Source organism: Microvirga pakistanensis (assembly GCF_004458765.1).
Classification (GTDB): domain Bacteria; phylum Pseudomonadota; class Alphaproteobacteria; order Rhizobiales; family Beijerinckiaceae; genus Microvirga; species Microvirga pakistanensis.
The window spans coordinates 1-24066 of the sequence record NZ_SPJX01000288.1 but is presented as its reverse complement, the minus strand read 5'-3'; the positions used below and the strand labels follow the sequence as shown (position 1 = coordinate 24066).

The 24066-nt window shown below is 65.9% G+C and carries 28 protein-coding genes and 1 pseudogene; 9 read left to right on the top strand and 20 right to left on the bottom strand.

Translation table 11 applies throughout. From position 1 onward, the window contains the following. Positions 1–25: 25 nt before the first annotated feature. The gene (locus tag E4K09_RS15610; RefSeq protein WP_134498535.1) at positions 26–469 is read left to right on the top strand and encodes a helix-turn-helix domain-containing protein; all 444 of its coding nucleotides are present in this window, start codon (positions 26–28) and stop codon (positions 467–469) included. 540 nt (positions 470–1009) lie between these two features. Here E4K09_RS15610 and E4K09_RS15605 read toward each other — a convergent pair. Together E4K09_RS15605 and E4K09_RS15600 are read right to left on the bottom strand one after the other, a co-directional pair. Beyond that, positions 1010–2233 (bottom strand): MFS transporter, encoded by a 1224-nt coding sequence (locus tag E4K09_RS15605; RefSeq protein WP_134498533.1) that lies wholly within the window; start codon positions 2231–2233, stop codon positions 1010–1012. Positions 2234–2241: 8 nt separating this feature from the next. Beyond that, positions 2242–3561, bottom strand: a complete 1320-nt coding sequence (locus E4K09_RS15600; protein ID WP_134498531.1) for a tetratricopeptide repeat protein — start codon at positions 3559–3561, stop codon at positions 2242–2244. A 128-nt stretch (positions 3562–3689) separates the two neighbouring features. On the opposite strand from E4K09_RS15600, the gene E4K09_RS15595 reads away from it, so the two are divergent. Continuing rightward, positions 3690–4496, top strand: coding sequence for an AraC family transcriptional regulator (locus E4K09_RS15595; RefSeq protein WP_134498529.1), 807 nt, complete (start codon positions 3690–3692; stop codon positions 4494–4496). A gap of 252 nt (positions 4497–4748) precedes the next feature. On the opposite strand, the gene lhpI is transcribed toward E4K09_RS15595, so the two are convergent. The 10 genes from lhpI to E4K09_RS15545 form a co-directional block, all read right to left on the bottom strand. After that, the gene (gene lhpI / locus E4K09_RS15590) at positions 4749–6491 is read right to left on the bottom strand and encodes a cis-3-hydroxy-L-proline dehydratase (protein ID WP_134498527.1); all 1743 of its coding nucleotides are present in this window, start codon (positions 6489–6491) and stop codon (positions 4749–4751) included. Between the two features lie 11 nt (positions 6492–6502). Then, positions 6503–7522, bottom strand: coding sequence for an Ldh family oxidoreductase (locus E4K09_RS15585; protein WP_134498525.1), 1020 nt, complete (start codon positions 7520–7522; stop codon positions 6503–6505). Positions 7523–7574: 52 nt separating this feature from the next. Further along, entirely contained in the window at positions 7575–8603 is a 1029-nt protein-coding gene (locus tag E4K09_RS15580) for a trans-3-hydroxy-L-proline dehydratase (protein ID WP_134498523.1), read from the bottom strand. Positions 8604–8665: 62 nt separating this feature from the next. Continuing rightward, the gene (locus E4K09_RS15575; protein WP_134498521.1) at positions 8666–9388 is read right to left on the bottom strand and encodes an amino acid ABC transporter ATP-binding protein; all 723 of its coding nucleotides are present in this window, start codon (positions 9386–9388) and stop codon (positions 8666–8668) included. Continuing rightward, positions 9381–10034 carry an amino acid ABC transporter permease gene (locus E4K09_RS15570; protein ID WP_134498519.1) on the bottom strand — a complete coding sequence of 218 codons (654 nt, stop codon included), beginning with the start codon at positions 10032–10034 and terminating at the stop codon, positions 9381–9383. The genes E4K09_RS15575 and E4K09_RS15570 overlap by 8 nt, the downstream gene beginning before the upstream one ends. Positions 10035–10044: 10 nt before the next feature. Then, a complete protein-coding gene (locus tag E4K09_RS15565; RefSeq protein WP_134498517.1) occupies positions 10045–10710 on the bottom strand; it encodes an amino acid ABC transporter permease in 666 nt (221 codons plus the stop codon). A 77-nt stretch (positions 10711–10787) separates the two neighbouring features. Continuing rightward, positions 10788–11594, bottom strand: a complete 807-nt coding sequence (locus E4K09_RS15560; protein WP_134498515.1) for an ABC transporter substrate-binding protein — start codon at positions 11592–11594, stop codon at positions 10788–10790. Positions 11595–11932: 338 nt separating this feature from the next. Next, positions 11933–13171: an NAD(P)/FAD-dependent oxidoreductase gene (locus tag E4K09_RS15555; protein WP_244610518.1), complete on the bottom strand. Its 1239-nt coding sequence runs from the start codon at positions 13169–13171 to the stop codon at positions 11933–11935. A gap of 72 nt (positions 13172–13243) precedes the next feature. After that, the gene (locus tag E4K09_RS15550; protein WP_134498513.1) at positions 13244–14266 is read right to left on the bottom strand and encodes a 4-hydroxyproline epimerase; all 1023 of its coding nucleotides are present in this window, start codon (positions 14264–14266) and stop codon (positions 13244–13246) included. Positions 14267–14349: 83 nt separating this feature from the next. Further along, the gene (locus tag E4K09_RS15545) at positions 14350–15279 is read right to left on the bottom strand and encodes a dihydrodipicolinate synthase family protein (RefSeq protein WP_134498511.1); all 930 of its coding nucleotides are present in this window, start codon (positions 15277–15279) and stop codon (positions 14350–14352) included. Between the two features lie 140 nt (positions 15280–15419). Here E4K09_RS15545 and E4K09_RS15540 point away from each other — a divergent pair, with 140 nt between their 5' ends. Continuing rightward, positions 15420–16115 carry a GntR family transcriptional regulator gene (locus E4K09_RS15540; RefSeq protein WP_134498509.1) on the top strand — a complete coding sequence of 232 codons (696 nt, stop codon included), beginning with the start codon at positions 15420–15422 and terminating at the stop codon, positions 16113–16115. A 36-nt stretch (positions 16116–16151) separates the two neighbouring features. Here the strand turns inward: E4K09_RS15540 and E4K09_RS15535 are convergent, their stop codons facing one another. From E4K09_RS15535 to E4K09_RS15520, 4 genes are all read right to left on the bottom strand, one after another. Continuing rightward, complete coding sequence (locus tag E4K09_RS15535) at positions 16152–16637, bottom strand: VOC family protein (RefSeq protein WP_134498507.1); 486 nt, start codon at positions 16635–16637, stop codon at positions 16152–16154. Next, complete coding sequence (locus E4K09_RS15530) at positions 16637–16993, bottom strand: DUF1428 domain-containing protein (protein ID WP_134498505.1); 357 nt, start codon at positions 16991–16993, stop codon at positions 16637–16639. The genes E4K09_RS15535 and E4K09_RS15530 overlap by 1 nt, the downstream gene beginning before the upstream one ends. 72 nt (positions 16994–17065) lie before the next feature. Next, complete coding sequence (locus tag E4K09_RS15525) at positions 17066–17488, bottom strand: YciI family protein (protein WP_134498503.1); 423 nt, start codon at positions 17486–17488, stop codon at positions 17066–17068. A gap of 67 nt (positions 17489–17555) precedes the next feature. Next, the gene (locus tag E4K09_RS15520) at positions 17556–17987 is read right to left on the bottom strand and encodes a VOC family protein (protein WP_134498501.1); all 432 of its coding nucleotides are present in this window, start codon (positions 17985–17987) and stop codon (positions 17556–17558) included. 57 nt (positions 17988–18044) lie between these two features. Between E4K09_RS15520 and E4K09_RS15515 the strand changes: the two genes are divergently transcribed. After that, complete coding sequence (locus tag E4K09_RS15515) at positions 18045–18749, top strand: winged helix-turn-helix transcriptional regulator (protein ID WP_134498499.1); 705 nt, start codon at positions 18045–18047, stop codon at positions 18747–18749. 64 nt (positions 18750–18813) lie between these two features. Continuing rightward, on the top strand, positions 18814–19899 hold the full coding sequence (locus tag E4K09_RS15510) for a patatin-like phospholipase family protein (RefSeq protein ID WP_193557298.1): 1086 nt from the start codon (positions 18814–18816) through the stop codon (positions 19897–19899). 78 nt (positions 19900–19977) lie between these two features. Here the strand turns inward: E4K09_RS15510 and E4K09_RS15505 are convergent, their stop codons facing one another. Both E4K09_RS15505 and E4K09_RS15500 read right to left on the bottom strand, forming a co-directional pair. Continuing rightward, entirely contained in the window at positions 19978–20157 is a 180-nt protein-coding gene (locus E4K09_RS15505) for a hypothetical protein (protein WP_134498495.1), read from the bottom strand. A gap of 66 nt (positions 20158–20223) precedes the next feature. Next, the gene (locus E4K09_RS15500; protein ID WP_134498493.1) at positions 20224–20496 is read right to left on the bottom strand and encodes an HNH endonuclease; all 273 of its coding nucleotides are present in this window, start codon (positions 20494–20496) and stop codon (positions 20224–20226) included. A gap of 60 nt (positions 20497–20556) precedes the next feature. Here E4K09_RS15500 and E4K09_RS30850 point away from each other — a divergent pair, with 60 nt between their 5' ends. After that, positions 20557–21111, top strand: coding sequence for a BON domain-containing protein (locus E4K09_RS30850; RefSeq protein WP_204985738.1), 555 nt, complete (start codon positions 20557–20559; stop codon positions 21109–21111). A 36-nt stretch (positions 21112–21147) separates the two neighbouring features. Here the strand turns inward: E4K09_RS30850 and E4K09_RS15490 are convergent, their stop codons facing one another. Both E4K09_RS15490 and E4K09_RS15485 read right to left on the bottom strand, forming a co-directional pair. Continuing rightward, positions 21148–21816: an HAD family hydrolase gene (locus E4K09_RS15490; protein WP_193557297.1), complete on the bottom strand. Its 669-nt coding sequence runs from the start codon at positions 21814–21816 to the stop codon at positions 21148–21150. Positions 21817–21819: 3 nt separating this feature from the next. Then, the gene (locus E4K09_RS15485; RefSeq protein ID WP_134498489.1) at positions 21820–22074 is read right to left on the bottom strand and encodes a SemiSWEET transporter; all 255 of its coding nucleotides are present in this window, start codon (positions 22072–22074) and stop codon (positions 21820–21822) included. Between the two features lie 122 nt (positions 22075–22196). Between E4K09_RS15485 and E4K09_RS15480 the strand changes: the two genes are divergently transcribed. The 3 genes and pseudogenes from E4K09_RS15480 to E4K09_RS31075 form a co-directional block, all read left to right on the top strand. Further along, positions 22197–22886, top strand: coding sequence for an alpha/beta hydrolase (locus tag E4K09_RS15480; protein WP_193557296.1), 690 nt, complete (start codon positions 22197–22199; stop codon positions 22884–22886). A gap of 72 nt (positions 22887–22958) precedes the next feature. After that, the gene (locus E4K09_RS15475) at positions 22959–23804 is read left to right on the top strand and encodes a Clp1/GlmU family protein (RefSeq protein WP_166802348.1); all 846 of its coding nucleotides are present in this window, start codon (positions 22959–22961) and stop codon (positions 23802–23804) included. 73 nt (positions 23805–23877) lie between these two features. Next, a pseudogene (locus E4K09_RS31075) lies at positions 23878–24066 on the top strand (sulfite exporter TauE/SafE family protein); the annotation flags it as partial.

The following is a 24066-nucleotide window of genomic DNA, read 5'->3' as shown; positions in this document are numbered from 1 at the left end:
AGCCAACTTGAGGTCAAGCACAGGAATGATGGATATCGGTGAGGTTGCCGAACGATCGGGCGTGCCGCCCTCGACGCTGCGCTACTACGAGGATATCGGCTTGATCCGATCGATCACCCGACATGGGCTGCGGCGGCAATTCGATGCCGACGTCCTCTTGAATCTGTCCCTGATCGAGCTCGGCAAGATGGCAGGCTTCTCCCTCGCCGAGATCGCGGGCATGTTCGGGAAGGACGGCCGGCCCGACATCCCCCGGGATCAGTTGCATGCCAAGGCGGATGATTTGCAGCGGCAGATGCTTGACTTGCGGGTGCTGCGGGATGCCCTTCGGCACGTCGCCGAATGTCCAGCCCCGTCTCACCTGGAATGCCCAACCTTCCGCAAGCTCCTGAAGGCAGCAACGCGCAGACGCGTCGCCCGTCCAAAATCCGGTACCGGACGTCGAGGAGGCCAACGGTTCGGCGGATAGGAGACTGCATCAGCACATTGCTGGTTGCGGAGGGGCATCATGGATTTCTGAACCGATCTCGATGGGCCACCGCAATCCGGCACGATGACCGCTGCAACCAACGGTTCGTAGAGTCAGCCTTTTCGGCAAATCACCCCCGCGAAGGTCAGCCATTTCGACGAATCGAGTCGATGTTTTCTGCCGGAAACGCGCGCCTTCGTTCCCGTGGCCTGAGTACGGTGAATGTTCTCAGCCGGAATTCCGCGATCTCTGGCCATTTGGAGTCCGACTTCCAGACCGCACGACAGCTGTTCCCGGTATGGACGTTCGGCTCTCGCCGGGGCTCTTGATCCGCATCGCCTCGGCCGTCCGTTCGGGCCGAGGATTCCATCAAAGCCCCGCCCTCCCCGCCGGAGGGCGGGGCTTTTCGCGTTTGGTTTCAACCGCCGCCTGCGAGTCCTTGTGTGCAGGGTCTCGCCCAAGGGCCCACCGATGCATGGGGGCCTCAGTGGCAGCGGCAGAAGTCCGCTTGCGGCCACACCCCGTCATGCCGCACGATGATCAGCCCGCCACGCGACCGGCGCGGGACGATGCGGTGACAACAAGGGCCGCAGCCGCCACCGCGAGGGGCAGGAACGACACCCAGAGGACCGTGTCCCATCCGTAGGCTGTCAGCAGGCTGCCGGACGAGAAGGAGCCCACGGCCATCGTGCCGAACACCAGGAAGTCGTTGAGCGACTGCACCCGCGTCCGTTCCTCGGGACGGTGACACTCCAGCACGAGCGCCGAGGCGCCGACGAAGCCGAAGTTCCAGCCCAGCCCAAGCAGGATCAGGGTCAGCCAGAAATGCATCACATCCACGCCCATCAGCCCGATGGCGGCGGAGACAGCCGTCAGGGTCAATCCAGCGGTCGCGACGCGCGGCGCGCCGAAGCGCGTGATCAGACGCCCCGTGAAGAAGCCCGGAGCATACATCGCGATGATGTGCCATTGCAGGCCGAGATTCGACGCTTCCTGCGACAGGCCGCACAGGCGCATCGCCAAAGGCGCGGCCGTCATGATGAAGTTCATGAGCGTGTACGAGACGATCCCGCAGATCACCGCCGTGATGAAACGGGGCTGGCGCATAATGGCGCCGAGCGGACGGCCGCCGGCCACCTCCGCGGCGGTCGGCATCGGCACCCGGACGCCGAGCAGGACGAGAGCGGACACCGCCGCAACAGCGGCCTGTGCCAGAAACGTCGCTGCGAACAGGTAGGGTTGCCACAGGTCCATGGTGTAGGTGACGAGCTGCGGACCGATGACTCCGGCGAACACTCCGCCCGCCATCACGGCGGACAAGGCTCGCGGGCGACGGGCTGCCGGAACGCAGTCAGCGGCGGCAAAGCGGAACGAGAGCACCACGGCGGCATAGGCTCCGCCGAAGAACGTGCCCAAGCAGAACAGCCAGAACGAGCCGAGCACGACCGCGAGCGCCGCCAAGAGCCCAGTGAGCACGCCGCATCCCGTCCCGGTCAGGAACGCGGCGCGGCGGCCGTGGCGGCGGGCGATGGCGCCGGCCGGCAGCGTGCAGGCCGCCATTCCCACCACGAAGATCGAGATCGGCAGCGTCGCCAGCGCCTGGCTCGGGGCCAGCATGCTGCCGACGATGGCGCCGGTGGCGTACACGACCGCCGAGTTGGCGCCGGCCAGCGCCTGCGCGATCGCGAGCTTCCAGACATCGACATCCCCGGTGCGGACCACGGGCATGACCCCGGCCGCCACATTGGCATCAGCGTGTGACATCGTGCTCCTCAGGCGGCGAGCAGGCCGTGCCAGCGCGCGTCGCGCGACGATGGACGGCGGTGCAGGCGGCGGTCGAGCAACTCGCCGGCCTTCACGGTCTCGCCGCTGCGCATCAGGGCCAGCAGCAGCATGTCCTCGATCATCTCGCGCTGAGCGCCGCTGCCGCCGATGCGCACGACCTCGGCCGCGACCGGCTCCAGGATGCGGGCGCAGGCCGCGTAGTCCTCCTCCGCGAAGGCGAGAGCGGCGCGGCAGATCGCCGGCACCACCGGGCCCGCAGGCAACGCACCCATCTCGATCAGGCCCATCAGAGACTTCACGCGCTCTTCGACGGCAGGCTTGTCGCCGATCGCTGCCGCGAGAAGAGCCATATGGACATCGGCGAAGGCGAAGCCCGCCTTCTGGAAGTAGCCCGCTGAATATGACGCCGCGTCCTCCCACAGCCCTGCCGGCACGCTGTGGCCGTAGGCTTTCAGCCGCCACAGGAACGAGGCGGTGTCGCTGACCACATTGACCGGCATCCCGGCCGTCACCGAAGGCTGGATATACTCCGCGTAGATCGCCAGCGCTCCCTCCGGATCACCCCGCTCCAGGGCACCCAGCGCCGAGTGCCAGGCGATGTGGCCGTGGAGAGTGCCGGTGCGGTCGTAGCTCGGCAGCCACTCCGCGATCAGCTTCTCGGCTTCGTGGTGCGCGCCGCCCTCGTATAGGGCGTGCGAGAGCGCGTGCGCCGCGTTGGCGTTGTTTCGGCGCAGGTCGTAGCCGCGCTGTGTCAGGACCCGGCCGTGCGCGACGTTGCCGTTCTCGGCGTGCGACCAGCCCCGGTAGGTGAGGAACCACCAATCGTCGGCGTCGAAGTGCCGGGCATGGCGCTCGCAGAGATCGACCCGCGCCTGGTCGTGGTCCGCCATGCCGGAGAAGGCGAAGAGCCCGAAGGCGCCGAGCGGCAGCGACAGGATCAGGACGTCGCGCGGCCAGGCGTCGGCATGCGCGAGCGCCCGCTCCAGGGCTTTTGCCGACTGGCCGTTGACGGCCAGCCCCAGGGTCGCCACATGGCTGCGCTCCCGCTCGGTCCCATGGCGCGCGACGATCTCTTCCGCCGTTGCGATCCGCGCCTTGGCCTTGGCCAGTTCGGCCCGGATGGCGTGCAGGCGGGCACGGGCCGCGTGGGCGAGAGCGAAATCGGGGTCGGCCGCGATGGCTTCGTCCAAAACCTCCGCAGCGCCGGGCCAAGCCGAGAGGAGCAGGTCAACGCCGTGTCGGTAGCGTTCGGCCGCACGGTCGGACGTGGTGGAGAGTGGCAGGCCACGGCTGTCGAAGTGCGTCATCGCGGGTTCCTCGTTTTAGGATCGGCGGGCGTCCGCACGTGTTCGAGACGTCTATACGCGATTTCCGCTTGGCCGTATTTTGATAATCCGTCAAACTCTGTAGAATAACTGACAAACTGGAGGCCACCATGACCTGGGAGACGGTCCAGGCGCCACCCGGCCTTGCGCCACCCCGGCCGATCACCGTGCGTGCGCAGTCGATCCCGGCCCGTCACTCCTTTCCCGAACATGCCCATCGCTGGCACCAGATGGTGTACGCGATCTCCGGCGTGCTGACGGTGGCGGTGGAGGGACACTCCTTCGTGATCTCGCCGGAGCAGGCCGTCTGGCTGCCGACAGGCCTGCCACACCGGGTCGGGTCCCTGCTCGGGGCCGAGTTCCGCAGCCTCTGGATCGCCGATGAGGCCGGCCACGGCCTGCCCGCGAGCCCGACCGTGTTCGGCGTCACGCCGCTGCTGAAGGCTCTCGTCGTGGAGGCCACCGCCATCGAGGGCGAGGAGGATCGTGACGGCTATGCCGGCCGCGTGACCGACCTGATCCTCGACCAGCTCCGGCGGGCGCAGCCCCTCCCGGGCGCGCTCCCGTGGCCGCGTGGGGAAGCATCCCTGACGGCTCTGTGCGAGGCGCTCTACGCGGACCCGGCCGACCCGCGCGGGCCGGAAGAATGGGGCCGGGAGCTCGGGATGTCGGAACGGACGCTCGCGCGCCGCTTCGAGGCGGAGGTGGGCATGAGCCTGCGCTCCTGGCGGCGGCGCCTGCGGCTGTTCAAGGCGATCGAGCTCATGGGCGGCGGCCTGGACGTGACCCGCACGGCCCTGGAGCTCGGCTACGGCTCGACCTCGGCCTTCGTGTACGCGTTCCGGACCGGGATGGGATGCAGCCCCCAGGCCTACATGCGCGGACGCGGGGCCGATCGAGACATCCCCGGCACGTAGTCCACACAACCTTCAATCCGGTAGCGTCAGGCTTTTCGGCCCAACATCACCGAGATCGGACTTTCAAACGGCACGACGGCCATCCATCCCGACGCTACCACGGCGCGGAAAAACCAAGCCCCGCTTCATCGAGCGGGGCTTGGTCTTGCGGGATCGGTGGGAGGAATGGCTCTGGTCATCTGCTGGCTTGAAGAGTGGAGGCAGGCTAGCGTGGCTGAACGCGAGCCTCAGCCGCGTCGCAAACTCGCGCGCTCAGGCCGGTTGCAGCCAGAGCGGCCGCTGCCGGCTCGCGGCGCCGATACAGGCCGCCTCGATGCAGGCTGCAAGGCTCCCGAAATGGAAGCGCCGCCCCGTGAGGCCAGGGCCGTAATGGGCGTATTTGCCGGAATTCGTCATGATCGTCCTGGCGTTCGGCGGAATCACCGGCTCGACGATCATGCACCAGCAGGTGTCGGTGACGAACTGAACGCCGAAGCGTTCGAGCTCCGCCGCGATGCCCGTGTCCCGCACCCTTTCGTGGGTGGCTCGTCCGCAGGTGATGACCACCGTGACGTCCGCATGCTTCCGGCGTCCGCGACACAGGGCGGCCAGCCTTTCGCATTCCTCGAAGGAGAAGTGCGGATTGCCGAGCGAGACGAGATCGACGGATGGATCCTGCGCGTTGCTGAGTTCGTCCCAGCTGCGGGTCAGGTCCTCAAGGCTGATGTCGATCGCCGGGACGTCCGCTCCGCCGGTGGCCTCCTCGAGCGTCGGCGCCTCGGGCGTCACGCCGACGATGTGGAACATCGGCGCGCTCGACGTAGTGGCGAACGCAGCGCCGAAGGCCTTCAGGTCGTCCTGCGAGGGCGCGGCCTGCTCCAGCCCCGCGACGACGGGAATCCGGTTCGTGGCCAGCAGGCCCACGTGATAGCCCAGCAGCGGATAGAACGCGTCGTCGAGGTTCGGCAACTTCGGCAGGTTGATGCGCAGACCGGCCCGACGGTTGCTCTCGACATGACATCCGGCGAGTGGTGCGCGGCCCGTGAGCGCGATGCAGATATCGAGATAATCGGGATATTTCATCGTCCGCGCGCCGAGAACGCTGTTGGCGTAGACGACGGCGTTCGACTCGGCCCAGACGATCTGCTCGCCCCTTCGGGGAGCGCTGTCGAGGAGATAGGGCGCGCAGGTGAAGGTCGGTCGCGCGCCCATGTCCACATAGGCGTCGCCGAGCTGGCTCGCCGGTTCTCCGAAGGCGGGATCGACGCCCTGCGCACGCCAGCGGCGATGATCGACCGAAATGGAGTTGAGCGTCGTCGGCACAGTGACCCTGCCGCCCCAATCCCGCAGCTGCTGCGCGAACCTGAGGGAGCCCGGACCCGTATAGATGCAGCCGTCGATATGAGCTTGGGTCACGTCGATCAACCGGCTGGCGCCCTGCAATTCCCCCATGCGCAGGACGATCTTCATGGCCACCTGCGCGGCCTTGCCGTGCGCGCCGTTCAGAAAGGCCTTGTCGGCTTCCGTCAGCGTCATGCGAGAGGCGATCGGCTCGGGGCTGGCGTGATCGTTCCGTCCCAGAGCGAGGTTCTCAGGCCGTTCACCGCACGCGACGCGACCGCCGTCGATATGGGCGTAGCGCGCCCGCATCGCCTCACGGAAATCCTTCGGGTCGAGCGTAACGACGGGAATCGCTTTTCCGAAAACCTCCTCGGCGATCACGACCCCGAGGGTCAGGATGTCGTCCGCCCGCTCGACCACCATGGCGGCGGGGCCCTTGCCGTTGAGGAGCAGCTCCAGGATCACGCCGCTGCCCGAGCAGGAGCCGCGCCCACCGGGGATCGTGAGGATCTTGCCCGTGAGGATCTGGCCGCTCAAGGGGTGGTGACGGTCGATCACCTCGCCGGTCGCGGGATCGACGCCGCCCCAGAAGCTCAGCTCCACGTCGCTGGCGACGATCTCGCCCGCCGCCACGCCATGAACGAAGGCGGCACCGGAGAAAACGGCCTCGTTCATGACGGTTCCTTTCATCGGCGCGGCAGGAGCGCCTGCAGGTCGTCGTAGAGCGCCTTGGGAATGCGCACGCCGTTGGCCTTGCTGCGTTCGCGGGCTTCGTAGCGGCGTTGCGACGGCAGGCGCGCGCCCTGACCGACGATCGACTCGAACATCGTCTCGGCGCGGGCCACGTGCTGCGCGGCATCGGCGCCGAGGAACACCTTCGGATCGAAGGCGAGGATCAGCTCGCCATGGCAGGGAGCGGCGCCGACGCCTTCATCGAAGGCCATGGATTCCGCGCTGGTCATATCGCCGATCAGAGGGCCCGCCATCAGCTCGATCATGGCCGAGAGGGCCGAGCCCTTGTGGCCGCCGAAGGTCAGCATGGCGCCGGCCATCGCGGCCGCCGGATCGTTGGTGGGATTACCGTCGCGGTCGATGGCCCAGCCGGTGGGAATGGGCTTGCCCGCACGGCGGTGCAGCTCGATCTCGCCCCGCGCGATGGCGCTGGTGGCGAAGTCGAACACGAAGGGCGGCCCGTCCGGACGCGGCCAGGCGAAGGCGATCGGGTTCGTGCCGAACACGGGCTTCGTGCCGCCCGCAGGCGCAACCCAGCTGTGGCTCGGGGTCATCGCGAGCGCCACGAGGCCGTCCGCGCTGATCGCCTCCACCTCCGGCCAGAGCGCGGAGAAGTGATAGCAGTTGTTGATGGCCATGGCGGCGAGGCCCGTCCGGCGGGCCTTCTCGACGAGCAGCGGCTTGCCGCGCTCGAAGGCGAGCGGGGAGAAGCCGAAACGGGCGTCGACGCGCACGATGGCGGGCGCGTGGTCCACCACGTCCGGCACCGCGTTCGGGTCGACCTTGCCCTCCTTCACGGAACGCACGCAGCCGAGAAGCCGGTACATGCCGTGGGAATGGCACTCGTCGCGCTGGCCCGCATAGACGACGCCCGCGATGGCCTGCGCATGTTCGTCCGAGAGACCGCCGGCCTTGAGAACCGCGATGCTGATGCGCCGGACCTCGTCCAGCGAGAGGGTGACTTCTTCACTCATTCGTTCAGGTCCGTTCGTGTCCGATGCTTTCAGAGAAGCGGTCTCGTCAGGTCTAGATCTGCGGCCAGGTGTCCGACAGCCGGTAGCCATCCGGCCACGGATCGCCGGGATCGAGCATGTGCTGATGGGTGCCGGTGATCCAGGCGCGTCCGGAGATGGACGGGATGATGCCGGGCCTGCCGCCCACCGTCACCTCGTCCTCGATCCGGCAGATGAACTCGGAATCGATGATCGAGCGGCCCACGAAGCTGTCGCCGACCTTCAGGATGCCGCGCGCATGGAGCACCGCCATGCGGGCCGAGCACCCCGTCCCGGTCGGCGAACGGTCGATCTTGCCGGGGCGCACCACGACGGCGTTGGCGCCGTGCGGAACGCCGTCCCGGTCGACGAGCGGCGCGGCGATCTGGCAGAAGGAAATGTGGTCCCATCCCGGAAGCTCGGGATGCCTGAAGCCGATCTGCTCGTTGGCCGCGCGGGTGATCCTGATGCCGATCTCCGCCAGATCCTTCGCCTCGTCCGGACGGATCGCGAAGCCGAGCGCCGTCGCGTCCGCGATCACGAAGCTGTCGCCGCCATAGGCGGTGTCCACGGTGAGCGTGCCCACGCCCTCGACCTCGAGTTTCACATCGAGCTTGTCGGCGAAGGACGGCACGTTGCGCACGGTGATCCGCTCCGCCTTGCCCGCGCGGCAGGCGGCCGTGACTTCGACGAGACCGCCCGGTGCTTCGAGGGTGAGTCGGGTTTGCGGCTCCTGCATCGGGATGATGCCGGTGTCGAGCAGGACGGTGGACACACAGATGGAGTTGGAGCCCGACATGGGCGGGGTATCGGCGGGCTCCATGATGATCCAGCCCATCTGTGCCCGCGGATTCTTCGGCGGCACGAGAAGATTCACGTGCCGGAAGACGCCGCCGCGCGGTTCGTTCAGCACGAAGTTGCGCAGGGTCTCGTCCCCGGCGATGAACCGGGACTGCTCCCAGATCGTGTCGCCCGGAGGCGGCGCGACGCCGCCGACGATCACGTCGCCGACCTCTCCTTCCGCGTGGCAGCTGACCACATGAACGACTTTCGACGTGCGCATTGAGGAGATCTCCGGGCCAGGGCTGTCTTACGTGGTTTCTCGCGAGGTCGAAACCTGCACCGTCAGAGAACGGATTTCAGGAACTCGATGGTCTCGGGCTTCTGCGGGTTGCCGATCACCTGCTCCGGCGTGCCGATCTCGTGGATCAACCCCTTGTGGAAGAAGGCCACCCGGTCGGAGACGTCCCGTGCGAAACGGATCTCGTGGGTGACGAGGATCATGGTCATGCCCTCTTCCGAGAGCATCTTCAGTGTATCCAGAACCTCGCCGACGAGCTGCGGATCGAGCGCGGACGTCACCTCGTCGAAGAGCATGTAGTCCGGCTGCATGGCGAGCGCGCGCGCGATGGCCATGCGCTGCTGCTGACCGCCGGAGAGCTTGGAGGGATAGACCTTCAGCTTCTCGCCCAGGCCCACATGGGTGAGCTGCCTGACGGCGATCTCCTCGGCCTCCCGCTTGCTCTTGCCCAGAACCTTGCGCGGCGCGAGCATCACGTTTTCAAGCACGGTGAGATGCGGAAAGGCGTTCCACTGCTGGAACACGATGCCGATCTTCTGGCGCAGTTTGTTGAGGTCGGTGCCGCGCGCGTGGACATCGGTGCCGTCGACCAGGATCTGCCCACCCTGGATCGGCTCGAGGCCGTTGATGCACATGAGCATCGTGGACTTGCCCGAGCCCGAGCCGCCGATGACGGAAAGCACTTCGCCCTTCTGAACCGTGAGGCTGACGCCCTTGAGCACCTCGAGGCTGCCGAATGACTTCCGAACGTCTTTCAACTCAATCATTTTCACGCCACCGCTTTTCGAGCCGCGCCCCGAGCCGTGCGATCGGGAAGCTCATGAGGAAGTAGATCAGACCGGCAATCGAGAGAACGAAGAGCGGCTCCTGGATGCGGGTCACGATGATCTGGGACGACCGCAGCAGCTCGACGATGCCGATCCAGAGAACGAGCGCCGTATCCTTCATGACGCCGAGCGTGAGGCCGATCCAGCTCGGGAGCGCGACACGCAGCGCGATCGGAAAGACGATGTTCGTCAGGTCCTGAGTGTAGGTCATGCCGAGCGAACGGGCGGCCCGGCGCGTGGTGGGCGGAACGGCCAGGATGCCGCCGCGCACGATCTCCGCGCAATAGGCGGCCGTGTAGAGGGCAAGCACCACGCAGCCCACCGTGAAGGCCGACACGTTCAGCTTGAGGATGGACTTGAACGAGTTCGCGAGCACGAACTGGATCAGGAGCGGGACCGAGCGGAGGATATCCAGCACGAACCCGACCGGGAGGTTGAGCCACCACGGCGCGGAGGCGCGGATGAGGCCGAAGAGCATGCCCAAGGCGGTGCCGCCGAGCACGGCCCAGAAGGTGATGGAAAGCGTCGTTCCAGCGCCCTGAAGCAGGAACAGGACGTCGTTCCAGGTGAGACTTGTCTCGAACATCGCCGTCTCCTCAGTACCGGAACAGGCGCCAGGCGAAGAGGCGCGACGAGAGGGTGATGAACTTGGCCAGCAGATAGTAGATGACGGCCGCGAGGGCGAAATACTCGAAGGTGCGGAACGTGCGCACGTTCAGATCCTGCGTCACGCCGGTGAGATCCGTGTTGAGGCCCACCGTGACGCCGAGCGACGTCATCAGGAGCGCCCAGACCATCTGGTTGGACATGGGGTAGAACACGATCCTGAACATCTGCGGCAGGACGATGAGGCGAAAGGCCTGCGGCGCGCTCATGCCGAGCGAGCGGGCGGCGCGCGTCTGCGTATGCGGAATGGCGCGCAAGCCGCCGCGGAAGGTCTCGGCGAGATAGCCGGCATTGTTGAAAGCGATGCCCGCGAGAAGCGCCACGTAGGAATCGAGCTGGATCCCGAAGGAGCCCAGGCCGAAATACGTCATGTACACCTGGAACAGGGCCGGCGTGTTGCGCGCCAGTTCCACCCAGGCGGTGGAGACGCCGTAAAACAGCTTGTTGCTCGACTGGCGGCCGAGCGCCAGGAACACGGCGAACATAACGCCGATCACCATCGACAGCACGGCGATCTGGAGCGACACCAAGGCGCCAGACAGCATGTCTGGCAAAGCGTTCAGGGCCGGACGCCAGTGAAATGTGTAATTCAGCATGAGGGCGTGCCTGCGGATGTTGCAACAGCCGGGAAGGACCGAGGACGGATGCCCGTCCTCGGCCCGATGCGTTCGGTTTAGTAGTAGACGCCCTTCACGGTCAGGTCGGGAGCCTCACCGCCGACCCACTTCTCGAACAGCTCCTTGTAGCGGCCCGTGCGGACCTGCTGGTTCACGAACAGGTTGAGGTAGTTGAGAAGACCCTGCTCCTGGCGCAGCCCGATCAGCGAGACGAAGTCCGTGACATACGGAGCATCGCCCTTCACCACGAAGCCCTTGTACTTGCCGGACTTCACGACAGCGTGCGCGACGGTGTTCGTCACGACGGTCGCGTCGATCTGGCCCTGGGAGAGCGCGAGGAACACGTCGGCCTGGGTCTGGTAGGGACGGAACGAACCGCCACCCCACGCCTTCACGTCCTTCTCGAGCGCGATCGCCTCGAAGGTGCCGGAGGTCGAGCCGGTCTTCTTGCCCTTCAGGCTTTCATAGGTGCTGATTCCCGTGTCTTCACGGGTCAGGATGACCATCTTGAAGGCGAAATAGGGAATCGAGAACCCGACGGTCTTGGCGCGCTCCAGCGTATCGGAGGTGGAGGCGACGCCCACGTCGGCGCGGTCCGACACGAGGGCCGGGATGCGATCCGGGAACGGCGTTTCGACGATCTCGGCCTTGACGCCGAGCGCCTTCGCGAGATCGTTGCAGGTGTCCACATCGAAGCCGATGGGCTGGTTCTTTTCGTCACGCGATCCCATGGGCGGGAAGTCGAGCGTCACGGCGCAGCGCAGCGTGCCGGAGGCGATGATATCGTCGAGCTTGTCCGCTTTGGCCGGCATGGCGGCGATCATGCCGATAAGAAGGGCGGCCGCTGTTGTCCTCAGTTTCATCGTTGGTCCTCTGTTTGATTCATGTCCGAGCCCGGCAATCCCGCCTGAGATCAGCAAACGCACCATCCGCATATTGGATACAATTTGCAATATGAAATTTGTTTCACTTCGCCCAACGTCTGAGCGCTTTTGGGTAGAGATTGGTCAAGCGGCCCTCCAGGACTGACAAGGCCTTCGGTATGCTTCAACAGCACGAGGAAGCACATGCGCGATCGGCTCGGATGCTCTGGCGCATCGTGCGGACCCAGAGGGCTGCGTCAGCGACCCACAGGCCACGTCGAACGATGCGCACGTCCAAGAATGGAGCATCCGCGTTCGCTTCATCTTGACCATCACGATCAAAAGCGCTGTGCCGAGAACGGCTTCAGGTCGAGGGAGGCGGACGTTCCCTCCATCAGCTCGGCCACCAGGCGCGACGTGATGGCCGCCTGCGTGAGCCCGTGATGGCCATGGCCGAAGGCATAGACCACGCGCCTGTCCCGCGACGCCTGTCCGATCACGGGAAGCGAATCCGGGATCGAGGGCCTGAAACCCATCCAGCGCCTGGCCGGCTGGTCCGCATCGAGGTGCGGCAGGAAGCGCTTGAGGCGCGTGATCATGGCGGAGGTGCGCTCATGATTGGGCGGCGCCTGCGTCCCGGCGAACTCCACGGCGCCGCCGACCCGGTCGCCGGTGTCGAGCGTCGAGGCGACAAATCCCTCGCCCTCGAACATCACCGGACGGCCGAGGCCGAAAGCGCCCTTCGCGTAGGTGGCGTTGTAGCCGCGCTCGGTATCGAGCGGGATGGCGTCGCCGAGCTGCCTGGCGAGCGCGCGGGACCACACGCCGGCGGAGATCAGGACGCGGTCGGCCGCCACGATCTTCACGGCGCCATCCGTGTGAACGCGGACGGCATCGCTCGACGCCTCGACGGAGAGGGCCTTGCCCTCGACCCGCACGGCGCCGCGCTCGACGGCGAGCCGCAGCAGATCGGAGGCGAGGAGCGCGGGATCCGAGACATGGCAGCCGTCCGGATAGAGAACGGCCGCCTCGATGTTGCGGAGCGCAGGCTCCAGATCGGCGAGTTCACGCGGCCCGAGAACCTCGAGGGGAATGCCGAAGCTCTTCTGTCTCTCGATGATATCCTGCGCCTTGACGAAATGATTGCGGTCCCGCCAGACGGACAGGATTCCCTTCTCGCGCAGATGGCTCTCCAACCCGAGCGAGGAGAGACGCTCCTTCCAGGATGGAAGAGCCTGTGCGTTGAGCGAGCGGATGGCCGCGATGCTGGACTTGATGCGCGCCGGCGACGAGGCCAGCACGAACCGCACCAGCCAGGGCGTCAGGGCCGGGAGATAGGACGGCCTGATGGTGAGCGGCCCGAGGGGATCCATCATCCAGCGGGGCAGATTTCGCCACGCCTTCGGGGAGGCCAGCGGCATCACGTCCATATGGGCGATCCAGCCCGCATTGCCTTCCGTGGGTCGCTGCTGATGGTTGCCGGGATCGACGAGCGTGACCTGGTGGCCCTTGTCGAGAAGCGCATGGGCGGCCGTGAGACCGACGATCCCGGCACCAACAATTGCAATCCGCATCATGAAACCTGTTGTGGGAGAAGATCACGGACATGGGCGGCCCGCCCGCGAGCCGCCCATGTCAAGTTCGACGGTTTATGCGGAACGGGTTTGATCGACAACCTGGAATCCATTGGCGAACGGATCGCGGTCGTCGATGAAGATGGTGTTGAACCCGGTCACCCGCGCCCATCCCTCGATGGAGGGAATGATCGCGTCGCGGTCGCCCACCTTCGCGCGGCCCTCGATGCGGCCGGTGAAGGTAGAGCCGATGATGCTCTCGTGCACGAAGGCGTCGCCCTCCTTCAAGGCGCCGCGCGCGGCAAGATGCGCCATGCGGGCGGAGGTTCCCGTCCCGCAGGGCGAGCGGTCGATGGCCTTGTCGCCGTAGAACACGGCGTTGCGCGCCGTGCCGCCGGGCGTCCGGGCCTTGCCGGTCCACAGAACATGCGTCAGACGGTTGATGTCGGGGTTCTCGGGATGCGCGATCCGGTAACGCGCATTGAAGGCTTCGCGCAGCTTCGGGCTCCAGCGCAGGATGTCGGACGGGTTGACGTCCGCGAGATCCGAATAGAGCGCCTGTGGCTCGACGATGGCGTAGAAATTGCCGCCATAGGCCACGTCGACCGTGAGATGCCCGAGGCCTTCGACCTCCACCTCGTAGCCGGTGTCATAGAGGAAGGACGGGATGTTGGTGATGCGCACGCGCTCGATGAAGGGCCCGTTCTGCTCGTAGCGGGCCTCGACCACGCCCGCCGGCGTGTCGAGACGCAGAAGCCCCGGAGTCTTCGGGTGAATCAGGCCGTTCTCGAGGGCGATCGTCACCGTCCCGATGGTGCCGTGGCCGCACATGGGCAGGCAGCCGGAGGTCTCGATGAAGAGAATGCCCACGTCGCAATCGGGGCGTGTCGGCGGATAGAGGATCGAGCCGGACATCATGTCGTGCCCGCGCGGCTCGAACATCAGGCCCGTGCGGATCCAGTCGAATTCCGCCAGGAAATGCTGGCGCCTTTCGAACATCGTCTCCCCTCTGAGCTGGGGAATGCTGCCGCCGCCCACCACGCGGACCGGATTGCCGCAGGTGTGACCGTCGATGCAGAAAAAGGTGTGACGCGCCATGGCTTTGCTCTTGGGGTCGAACTCGGGTCGTGAATGGTTATGAAAGAAGCGGGGGAGACCGTATCTCCCCCGTCGTCATCTTATCAGGCTGCCGGCCTCAATCCCACATCCGGAAGCGCCGGGCGGTTTTTCAGCGCCTTGTCCATGATCTCCTCGACATAGGCGCGATCCTTGCCTTCCAGGGGAAGACGGGGCGGACGAGTCAGCGCGGAGCCGCGGCCCATGATCTCCTCACAGAGCTTGATGCACTGGACGAGATCGGGGCGGGCATCGAGATGGAGGAGCGGCATGAACCATTCGTAGAGCGCGCGGGCCTCCTCGTAGCGGCCGGCCTTGGCGAGGCGGAACAGGGTCTCGCCCTCCTGCGGGAACGCGTTCGACATGCCCGAAATCCAGCCGGCGGCGCCGAGCATCACGCTCTCGACCACCACGTCGTCGAGACCGGCGAACATCACGAAGCGATCACCCACCATGTTCTTCACATCCGTGAACCGGCGGGTGTCGCCGGACGAATCCTTGAAGCAGACGATGGTCTCGCAATCGGCGAGGGAAGCGAGGATCTCGGGCGTCACGTCGTTCTTGTAGATCGGCGGATTGTTGTAGACCATCACCGGCAGGTCGGTGGCCTTGGAGACGCCGCGGAAATGCGCGGCCGTCTCGTGCGGCTTCGAGGAATAGACGAGCGCCGGCATGACCATCACGCCGTCGAGGCCCACGCGCGCGGCCTCCCTGGCGACCTCGGACGCGAAGGCCGTCGTGAACTCGGCGACGCCGGCGATGACGGGAACGCGACCGCGGGAAACATCCTTCGCGGCCTCCATGACGGCGACCTTCTCGGAGCGGGACAGGGAGGTGTTTTCGCCGACGGTGCCGCAGACGATCAATCCGGAGACGCCGTCGCGGATCAGGCCTTCCATGACCTTGGCGGTGGCCTCGATATCCAGCTCGTAATTCGGCTTGAACTGGGTGGTCACTGCGGGAAAGACGCCTTCCCAGCCGATTTTCTTCGCCATTGTGCTCTTAGCTCCTGCGATGAGGCGTTGAACTCGCCCAATGTAGATTGTATAAAATCGCCGATGTCAAGCCGCGTCTCTAGCCGTGCGGCGTCAGAGTTATAAGATACGATTCCTCACCAACCGAGACCATAGACCCCATGCCGCCGTCCAGACCCGCCCAGAAATCCCTCCAGCACAGGACCATCTCCTCGGCCGTCGCGGAGGAGTTGCGGCGCAGGATCGTGGACGGTGAGTTCAGCTCGGGCTTCCAGCTCCGCCAGGACGCCTTGGCGGCGGAATTCGGGGTCAGCCGCATTCCGGTCCGCGAAGCCCTGATGCAGCTCGAAGCGGAAGGACTGGTGAAGATCCACCCGCATCGCGGCGCCATCGTGTCGGAATTGTCCACCGAGGAGATCGACGAGCTGTTCGACCTGAGGGCCCTGCTCGAGCCGCGCCTGCTCAAGGCCTCGGCGCCTCGCCTGACCGAAGCGGATTACGGCCGGCTGAACGAGATCCTGCAGGAATATAGCTCGGAGCTGCGTGCCATGCATATTAGCCGCTGGGGCGAGCTGAACACGGAGTTCCACATGGTGCTCTATCAGCACGCCAAGCAGCCGCGTTCGCTCGCCATCATTGCCAACCTTCTGCAGGAGAGCGACCGGCACACGCGCCTCCAGCTCTCGCTGACCCAGGGCATGGAGCGCGCCGCCGCGGAGCACGCCGAGATTCTCAAATTGTGCACGCAAGGCAAGATCGATGCGGCCTGCACGCTCCTGAAGAAGCATATCGAGGGCGCAGGACAATCATTGCGCAGCTACCTCGAAGAGCACCAGAAGGTGAGTGCGAAGAAGTAGCCATCGGCCCACGGCCGAAGGTGCTTTCGACTTGCATCAAGCCGCCGATCTACCGTGATAGGCCGCCTCAAGTGCCTCGACATCGAGTTTGACCATCGTCAGCATCGCCTCGGTCACCCGGCGAACTTTTGCGGGATCCTCGTCCTTGATCATGCGGATCATCGCCTCAGGCACGATCTGCCAGGAGACGCCATAGCGATCGGTGATCCAGCCGCATTCCATCGGCGTTCCGCCCACCGACAGGGCATCCCACAGCCGGTCGACCTCCTGTTGGTCGGAGCAACTCACGAAGAACGAAACCGCCGGCGTGAACTGGAAATACGGCCCGCCGTTCAGCGCCATGTAGCGCAGGCCCGCCAGCGTGAACTCCACCAGCATCACGTCGCCCGGCTTTCCGCCGGGCGTCTCGACCGTGTAGGGCAGAACGGCGTCGATGCGCGAGTCGGGCAGCAGCGACACGTAGAAGTTCGCGGCCTCCTCGGCCTTGCCGTCGAACCACAGGCATGGTGCGATCTTGGACATCACTCTTCCTCCGTATCGAGAAGAATCCGGAAGCCGCCCCAGAACATGCGCTTGGCATCGAAGGGCATGTCGTTCATAGCCAGGCGCGGATCTTCCATGACCTTCCTGTTGCCCGCGTCGCGCGCTTCCTTGGAGGGCCAGACGATCCAGGAGAAGACGACATTCTCCGCTTCCTCCGCCTTCACCGCCTTCTTGAATTCGGTGACGTCTCCATCCTGGATGTCGTCGCCCCAGCATTCGACGACGCGGAGCGCTCCATGTTCCTTGAAGATCGGCGCGGCCTGCGCAGCGAGCTTGCGATAGGCCTCACGGTTGGACACGGGCACGGGAATGATGAATCCATCGACATAGCTCATGGCGCTCTCCTTCCTGATCTGATCTCCGGTTATGCTCGACATCGGCCGGCCTTCGCGGCAACCCGCCGGGTCTCAGCGGCCGGACAATTGTTCGCGCAGCCGCTCTTCCTGTGCGGCGATTTCGGGCGTCAGGGCATCGCCGAAATCGGCCATCTCGTAGATCGGGCGGATCTCGATCTCGCTGGGGCCCGGCATCGGGTTGGGGCAGCGCTTCGCCCACTCCATCGCCTCGGCCATGTCCTTGACCTGCCAGAGCCAGAAGCCGGCCACCAGCTCGCTGGTCTGGGCGAACGGCCCGTCGATGACCGTGCGATTGGGGCCGTCGAAGGCCACGCGCTTGCCCTGGGACGACGGCTTCAGGCCCTCGCCGGCCAGCATGATGCCGGCCTTGACCAGCTCCTCGTTGTACTTGCCCATGGCTTCGAAGAGCTCGGTCGAGGGCATGAGGCCCGCTTCGCTGTCCTTCGTCGCCTTCACCAGTACCATCACACGCATCGTCTTCTCTCCCTCTGTTTCACGAGCTCTCTTTGGCCCCTCGGCCTTTGCCTCGGACGATCGACGATCAGGCATTCGCCGTGTCGGCCATGGCGGCTCCCGCCGCCTCCACGTCCATCCACATCACTTCCCAGATATGGCCGTCCGGATCCTCGAAACTGCGGCCATACATGAAGCCGTAATCCTGCTTCGGGCCGGGATCGGCGCGCCCGCCGGCACCAGCGGCCTTCGCCACCGTGGCGTCGACTTCCTCGCGGCTCCCGGCCGAAAGGCAGATCAGAACCTCGGTCGTCTCACGCGCATCGGCGATCCTCTTGGGCGTGAACTGACGGAACTTGTCGTGGGTCAGCAGCATCACGTGAATGGTCTCGGAGATGACCATGCAGGTGGCGGTGTGGTCGCTGAACTGCGGATTCTTGACCGCCCCGACGGCCTCGTAGAACGCGTCGGCGCGGCCGAGATCGGCAACCGGCAGGTTCACGAAAATGAGCTTGGACATGGCTTCCTCCCTTTCTGGTTTTGACATTGATTCCAGATAAAGTTATAAATAGCAACCATGAAGTTAGAAAAAATAACTAAGAAGACGGAAACCCGGTCCCGTCGCCACTACGAGGACGCCTGCGCGGCCGCTCATGCGCTCGACCTCGTGGGTGAGCGCTGGGCGCTTCTGGTGATGCGCGAGCTCATGCTGGGGCCCAAGCGCTTCAGCGACCTGCGCGAGAGCCTGCCGGGGATCAGCGCCAACGTTCTCACCCAGCGCCTCGAAAGCCTGGAGGGCGCGGGCGTTCTCATGCGCCGCAGGCTGCCGCCGCCTGCCGCCGTCCAGGTCTACGAGCTGACCGCGTGGGGCTATGAGAGCGAGCCCATTTTCCAGGCCCTCGGCCGCTGGGCGGCCCGCTCGCCCCTGCACGACCCGACCCTGCCGTTCAGCGCCGCATCGTTCCTCTTGTCGCTGCGGACGATGCTGGACGTGACGCGGGCCGAGGGTCTCGAGGCGAGGATCGGCTTTCGCCTGAGCGACACCGAAACCTTCCTGGCGCATCTGGCCGGCGGCCGGATCGACATCGCGCGCGGGCCGGTGGACGACGCGAGCCTGATCTTCACCGGAACGCCGCCCGTGCTGGCGGGCGCCATCTATGGCGGCCAGCCACTGGAGGCGCTGGAGGGCGCAGGCGCGCTCAAGCTGGAAGGCGACAGGACCCTGGCGGAACGCTTCGTGCGCCTGTTCCCGCTGCCGCCGAAAGCGTCGCTTCCCACCTGAGGGCGCATCGGAACCAACGGAAGAAAACCTGCGTTCCCCGCCATCTCCCATCAAGGCGGTGATGATGCCCCTCTCGTCTCTCCCGGAACAGAATCGGCCGGTCGTGCTGGTTCTCGGCGGCGGCAATGCCCTCGGCTCCTATCTCGCCGGAACCTATGAGCATCTGCAGCAGCGGGGGATCGAGCCGCGCTGGATCGCCGGCGCCTCCATCGGAGCGATCACGGGGGCGATCATCGCCGGCAACGCCCCGGAGAACCGGGTGCCGCGCCTCAGGGAGTTCTGGGAGCAGGCGAAGATTCATTCCGGCTTCGCGCCCAACCGCGGCTCGTCGATCCGGCACGCCTACAACGAGGCCCACACGGCGCTCGCCCTCCTGCTCGGGCGTCCAGGCCTTTTCGGGCATCGCTTCCCGGGCCTGCTCTCCATGCTGCCCTGGATGCCGAGCGACGTGGCGCTCTACGATCACAGGCCGCTGCGGGACACCCTGGAGCGGCTTATCGATTTCGGACGGTTGAACCGGGGCGACATCCGCTTCACCGCCGTCTGCGTCGATTTGGAAACGGGCGACGAGGTTGTCTTCGATACCGCGCAGGGGGAGGTTGCGCCCGAGCACCTCCTGGCGACATCCGCCATCACGCCCGTCTTCCCGCCGGTCGAAATCGGCGGACGCCTTCTGTGCGATCCGGGCTTCACCAACAACCTGCCGCTGGATGTCGTGCTGGAAACACCGCCTCCGGAAGACATGCTCTGCATCGCGGTCGAGCTCTTCAGCCTGACGGCCTCGCGTCCGGTCTCGCTCGGTGCGAGCGCCGAGCGCGCCAACGACCTGATTTTCGCCAGCGCCACCCGGCGCAGCATCCGGGCCCTGCAGCGGGAATACGCGCTTCACGAGCGGATCGACCCGGATGGATCATCCGTCACTCTCCTGCATCTTGCCTATCAGTCCGGCAGCGACGAGCGCGCAGGAAAGACCTTCGATTACTCGCCCGCCTCGCTCCAGGACCGCTGGGCGGCCGGCATGCGGGACATGGAGCATGCGCTCGCACAGCTCGCCCAGGCGCGACGCCAGGCAACCCGGCTGACTGTGATTAGGCTGGATCCGCGCAAGGCTGCGGCCGCGGCCGCGGCGGGCGCCCGTGTGCGCGCTTAGAGCATCGGACCGGGGCTTGCATTCCGCTCTCGGGCTCGGTGCGATGCGCGCCAGGGTCCGCCTTTACGCGTGATAGGATCAAGGCCCGCCGGCCAGGGAGCCGACGATCGCCATCGCCAGTTCGTCGAGGTTCACGCGTCCTTCGATCGTCATCATCTCGGCTTCCTTAGCATCCACCCGCAGACCCTGCTGACCGGCTTCCGCCTGCCGTCGCAATTCGGCGATGATCGCCTCGCGCACTTTGTCTTCGAGATTCATGGCGCACTCCTTCTCCAGATCCGCTCTCTGCCTGCCGAACGCTGGCCGGGAGCGAGCGTTCCACAATCAGGATGACGGCCCGACCTTCTTGAGAGCGCGGAACGCCTGCGCATCCATCACGCCCCGCTGGTTGTTGCAGGCTTGGCAGGCAAGCACGAGATTGGCGGAATTCAGCGGCCCGCCTTGGGAGCGGGGCACCACATGATCGAGAGTCGCCAAGCCGGGCGAGCGGCTCAGCCCTTTGGCCAAGCGGTGCGTTTTCACGCCGCAATAGACGCAATGCCCGCCGTCGCGGGCATAGATCGTCTCGAACAGCTTGACACGTTGCGCGGCCTTCATGGGACGGGAACCTGGGCGAGATCGGGTTGTTGCTCTTGGCACAGAACAGGAGCTCAAGCCATGGTAGACACCCGCCGCAGGAATCGGAACCCGTACAACGACGACAACGGCTATGGCGACGTGCCGGGCGGCGCCGTCGGCTTCCGGGGCGAGGGCCGGGAATATCCGGGCGGCTACGGCAGCGATGCCAACGAGTTCTCCGGCGGCGTCATCGACGACGGCCGCGGCGGCCCTCGCGACGATGAAGGTTTCGCGCCCGCCTATGCCCGGCACCGCTCGGGACTAGGGGCGCTCGGAGACCGCGACCCGAACGATCCCGATCTGCGCGGCGGGCGCGACAGGGACCGCGACCTGTCCGGCCCCCATCGCGGACGCGGCCCGAAAGGCTACACGCGCTCCGACGAGCGCATTCATGAGGACGTGTGCGAGCGCCTGACGGAAGACCGCTTCATCGATGCCTCGAACGTGGAGGTGACGGTCAAGGACGGCGAGGTGACGCTCTCCGGCACGGTGGCGAGCCGCGGCCTCAAGCGCCGCGCCGAGGACCTCGCCGAACTCGCCTCGGGCGTGCGGCACGTGCAGAACAATCTGCGCGTGGAAAGCAGCGCCGCGTAGCGGGCCGATCCCCGCCGGAGCGATCCGGCGGGGGGTCTACGACGCTGCAAGAGGCGAGCTGCCGTAATTCCTCAAAAGATCCTCCGGATCGCGATAAACCGCGATGCAGCCTGCTTCGCGCAGCGCCTGCTCGGAGAAGCCGCCGCTGAGCACGCCCACCGTCCTGAGACCCGCATGGCGCGCGGCCTCCGCGTCATAGGGCGTATCGCCGACCACCACCGCCTCGTCGGCGGAGAGCGGCGACAGCTTCTCCAGGGCCGCCTGAAAAATGTCGGGGAAGGGCTTCGAACGCTCCGCATCGTCGGACGACGTGGCGGCTTCGACGAGGTCGGCGATGTTCGCGATCTTCTTGTAGCCCTCCACCTCGTCTTCCTTGCCGGAGGAGGCGAGAACCGCGCGTTGGCCCGCGGTGCGGATGTGCTCGAACAATGCGCGCACACTCGGAAACGCGCGGGCCTTCGGCAAGTATTCACGCTCGAAGAGATCCGCCCGGAAGGCCTCGATCTCGTCCCTGCGCTGTTCGAGGAGATCCGGCGGGAGCAGGCCGTGCAGGATCTGGTCGCCGCCCTTTCCGATCTGCGCGCGCATGTCGCTGAACGCGACCTCGAAACCGAAATGCTTCAGGGTCTCCACCCAGGCCGCGGCATGAAGATCGACCGTGTCGACGAGGGTTCCGTCCACGTCGAAGATTACCGCTTTGATCATGCCTCACCCGTGCTTGAGCTTGAAATAGAGAATGGTGCTCGCCAGCGCGAGCGTCACCCCGTTGGCGGCGATCAGCGGGATCTCCCCCTTCCAGAAGCCATAGGTGAGCCAGAGGGCAAGCCCTGTGACGAGCACCAGAAACATCTTGAGCGAAATGTCCTTGGTGGAGCGCGTGCGCCAGACCCGGATCACCTGCGGGATATAGGCGGAGGTCGTGCAGAGCGCGGCCGCGTAGCCGGTATAGTCCATGAGAGACATCGAAAGAGATCCATCGGGTGAGAGGCCCTCAACGCCCGGATCCCGGCGTTGTTCCGGCGCTGGGGCTGCGGGAACATCCGCAGCCGCCCGGCGTTGGCGCGCACTCAAAAGGATCGCGCAGCATGGCCATCCCTTCGTCAGCCCACACGTCAGGTCGTCTCAGCGCCCGGCCTGAGACGATCGCGGCCCCGGCCGGCACGCCGCCGGGACGTCATGCGCTCGACCTTGGCAAGGGGCGAGACGGAATCGTGCTCATTCCGCCGGGGCTCGACCCGGCCAAGCCCGCGCCGCTGATCGTGGGCCTTCACGGCGCCGGCGGCATCGCCTCGCAGATGCTGGCCCTGCTCGCCCCCTTTGCGGAAGCGCGGGGTATCATCGTTCTCGCGCCCGAGTCGCGCGGTCCCACCTGGGATGTGATCCGTGGCGGCTACGGGCCGGACGTGACCTTCATCGACGAAGCGCTTCGACGGGTCTTCCGGATGCATCCGGTCGATCCTGCGCATGTTGCCGTCTCGGGCTTCTCGGACGGAGCCTCCTATGCGCTCTCCCTCGGCGTCATCAACGGCGAGCTCTTCAAGCATCTTTTGGCCTTCTCACCCGGCTTCATGGCGCCGACCGCGACCGAAGACGCGCCCAGGATCTTCATTTCGCACGGCATGCGCGACGAGGTGCTGCCCATCGGACCCTGCAGCCGCCGCATCGTGCCTGCCCTGCAGAACGCGGGTTACGACGTGGAGTATCACGAATTCGACGGGGGCCATGTCGTCCCGCCCGAGATGGTCGAGCGCGCGACCAATCGTTTTCTCGGCTAGAGCATCGTGCCGAAAAGTGGATCCGGTTTTCCGCAACAGGCGATGCTCTTATCAAAAGAGAGGCATCGATCCATGGAGCCGCTGCCGAAGCCGCATGTGCCTCCAGAATGGAACGAGGCAGCCCGCCGGATCGGACGCGACGGGTCCCGAACCGTTGGCGTGATCGGCCCGGCGGACAGCGGCAAGAGCACCTTGGCCCGTTTCCTTGTCGCGGCGGCGACGGGGACAGGCCTGAAACCAGCCCTGATCGACACCGATCTCGGCCAGAAGATGGTGGGTCCTCCGGCCTGCGTCACCATGAACGACGCGGATGGCCTGTCCCTCGCGTTTGTCGGAACGACCGATCCCGTTCTCGGCTGGAAGCCGCTTCTCGAAGGCGTGCACCGGCTGTCCGCGCGGGCCCATGCACAGGTGAGGATCGTCAATACCAGCGGGCTGGTGGCGGGTCCCGGACGGAGATTGAAAGCCGCCGAGATCGACGTCATCCGGCCCGATCTGCTGCTCGTCCTTGGAGCCGCACCCGACATCGAGATCCTGATCGGCGAGCGCCCCGGCATCCCCGTCCTGCGCCTCCCCTCCTCTCCCAGCGCGAGGCGCAAGACCGATGGGGAACGGCGGGCCGCCCGCCGGGAGGCTTTTCGCGACTATTTCCGGCATGCTCCGACACTTGTTGTCGACCATCATCGTGTCGGCGGCTGTCAATTCCCGTCTCCCCCCGTCGGTCTCCTGCTCGGGCTGTCCGATCCGCATGGCCGGGATGTGGGTCTCGGCATCCTTGCGGGAGAGACCGCCTGTGGAGCGCTCAGAATCCTGACGCCCGTTGCGGAGAGCCTGATCCATCGGATCACGCCGGGATGGCATTGCCTCGATGAGAACTTTTCGGACATCCGCAGACAGGCAGGACGCCTTTCCCTTTAGGCGAATTCCCTTGTCGGCGGCTTTGCTTTAACCGGGAACGAGCGTCCCCTCCCCGTTCTTCGCTGGTTTTCTCATGTACGGTATCGCGGTTATTGATCTTGTTTGGCTTGTGGCTGCGCTGTTGGCGGCCGGGGCGGTGACGGGACTTCTAGCGGGGGTGTTCGGGGTTGGCGGCGGGGCCGTGGCGGTGCCGATCCTCTACGAGCTGTTCCGGCTTCTGGAGGTGCCCGAGGCGGTGCGCATGCCCCTGAGCGTGGGCACC